Genomic DNA, 2570 nt, shown 5'->3' on the forward strand with positions numbered 1-2570 from the left:
TGTGTTTGATAAGTTAGATTTGAGCCACTTTTACACGATTTGATCACATAAAAAATGAGCCACCTAATTTCCAATTCTATAAACCTCTCTTATGATAGAAAGTGACCAAACTTACTACATTTGAGAGGACGAAAAGGATGATCAAAATGGCTCAATTTCATAATATCAAATTCTTAAAAGAGGTAGAAGGTTTATCGCAAAGGCAAATTGCGACAAAACTTGGTATTTCTCGAAACACCGTCAGTAAATATCTTAAAGAAGATACAGTGCCAACAACAGTCTTACGAAAAAACGTATACGGAACAAAGGATTACTCTCCAGAAACAAAACGGGTCATTCCTATCATTGATCAATGGCTAGAAGATGACCAAAAAAGCTGGAATAAACAAAAACATACTGCTATCAAAATTTATAAAAGATTAGTAGATGAATATGATTTTAAAGGTTCTGCCTCCAACATACGTAAAATCGTTGCTAAACGCAGAAAACAAATTCAAGAAGTCTTTATCCCTCTGGACTTTCAACTTGGTCACCAGTTTCAATTTGACTGGGGAGAGGCGGATATTATTCTACAGGGGCGAACACATCGCATTTTCCTCTTTTATATCCAGCTTTCCGCAAGCCGTATGCGATTTGTAAGGGCATATCTTCATGAAAAGCAGGAAGCGTTCCTAGATGGCTTTGTCCATGCTTTTGAGTTTTTAGGAGGTGTTCCAACAGAAGGATTACTGGATAATTTGAAAACGGCTGTACAAAAAATTTTGCAAGGGAGAGATCGGCTCGAGCAGGAGGCCTTCATTGGGCTTCAAGCTCATTATGTGTTTAAAGCTGAATTCTGTAATCCTGCAAGAGGTAATGAAAAGGGACGTGTCGAAGGCACCGTCGGATATGTTAGAAGAAATGCTTTGGTGCCGTACCCTGAGGTTCAATCCATGGATGAATTAAACGAGTACCTCTTGGAGTGGTGTTTAAAAGAGGCTGAAAGGACTTACGTCCCTAATAAATCAGAGACTGTCTTAGAATTATGGGAGAAAGAAAGGGAATACCTTCATCCCCTACCTGCTAACCGGTTTGAAGCCTGTAAGCTTATATCGTGCAAGGTCAATAAAACCTCCCTTATTTCGGTGGAAACAAATCGGTATTCTGTGCCTTGCAGCTTTGCGGGTCAAGCTGTCTGGGCAAAAATTTTTGTCGATCGAGTGATCGTAGTGGCTCAAAACCAAGTGATCGCTGAACACCAGCGTTCCTATGAACGCAATCAAATGATTACAGTTCTTGATCACTATCTAGAAATCCTACTCAAGAAACCACGAGCCATACGGGATGCTCATGCTTTTCAATCTCCGGAAATCCCGGATGTGTTCCGGCGCTTTCATTCGAAAATGCGTGAGCAGGAAGGAGCTGTAGGTGATCGGAAATTCATTAGACTTCTCCTTCTCCACCGCGATATTGGAATGGAAAGTTTAACAGATGCTTTATTAGAAGCAGAAAAAACGCAAGTTTTTCGATATGAGACGGTTCATGAAATTATACAAAAGCTTACCAATCAACACATAAAGATCAGCGAACTTCCTATAGATAAAACGCCTGTTAATCTTCTCGATTACAAGGTAAATAAGTCTAACATTGAACAGTACGGGCAATTAACAGGAGGTACTAGGAAATGACGACTGAACTTTTATTAGACCATCTTACTAAACAACTGCGGATCCCGACTATTGCTGCACAATATCGTTCTCTCGCAAGAGAGGCAGAAGAGCGCAACCTAAGCTATGAAGAGTATCTTTTGGCTTTATTAGAGGCAGAATCAGAATCTAGAGAAGAAAATCAGAGGCAAAGAAGGCTTAAGCAGGCTGCTTTTCCTGTCCAAAAAACTCTGGATACCTATGATTTTAGTTTGATGCCAAGTTTGAATCGAAATCGATTTCTGACGTTATCAAAGGGAGAATTTGTAGAGAAAAAGGAAAATATCATCTTCCTAGGCAACAGTGGGACTGGAAAGTCACATCTAGCGACTGGTCTTGGCATTGAAATGATTAAGAATGGGTACAAGGTCAAATTTATCACTGCAGCTGAACTAGTGGAAGAACTCTTAATGGCTAATGAAGAACATAAACTTGGTATGTTGGAGAAAAGGTGGCTCAAATTTGATTTGATCATCGTAGATGAACTTGGCTATGTGCCATTTACAAAAGTAGGATCTGAACTCTTATTCCAATTCTTTGCCGGGCGCTATGAACGGGCTAGTGTTATGATAACTACAAATCTAGAATTCACGGAATGGACGTCAATCTTTGGAGACGAAAAAATGACCGCAGCCCTACTAGATCGACTTACTCATAGGGCTCATATCCTTCTACTTAACGGAGAATCTTATCGTTTTAGACAAAGTATGAAACAAAGGGATGAGAGCGACCAGTAGACCGAGCGCGCGAGGAGTTTAGGGTATCTGGCCCCTCGGGCCAGATACCCTAAACTCCTAATCCTCCCCTAAATATGGAAATAACTCAGAATGAAGTGGCTCGCTTTTGAAGTGATCGCTCTGGCTCAAATCAATATTGACAAAAACA

The 2570-nt window shown here is 40.3% G+C and carries 2 protein-coding genes; both read left to right on the forward strand.

Annotated elements, in window-relative coordinates; genetic code table 11:
• Positions 1-146: 146 nt before the first annotated feature.
• A complete protein-coding gene (gene istA / locus ACE199_RS23370; RefSeq protein WP_375351906.1) occupies positions 147-1667 on the forward strand; it encodes an IS21 family transposase in 1521 nt (506 codons plus the stop codon).
• Positions 1664-2422: an IS21-like element helper ATPase IstB gene (istB, locus tag ACE199_RS23375; RefSeq protein WP_375351907.1), complete on the forward strand. Its 759-nt coding sequence runs from the start codon at positions 1664-1666 to the stop codon at positions 2420-2422. Before istA ends, istB begins: the two co-directional genes overlap by 4 nt.
• The last annotated feature ends 148 nt before the right edge of the window (positions 2423-2570 follow it).

This window comes from Peribacillus sp. Hz7, assembly GCF_042136355.1.
GTDB lineage: Bacteria > Bacillota > Bacilli > Bacillales > DSM-1321 > Peribacillus > Peribacillus asahii_A.

What these genes read in the sequence shown, in the direction of transcription:
- istB (WP_375351907.1), top strand. Translation starts at nt 1,664, where the DNA reads ATGACGACTGAACTTTTATTAGACCATCTTACTAAACAACTGCGGATC.
- istA (WP_375351906.1), top strand. Translation starts at nt 147, where the DNA reads ATGGCTCAATTTCATAATATCAAATTCTTAAAAGAGGTAGAAGGTTTA.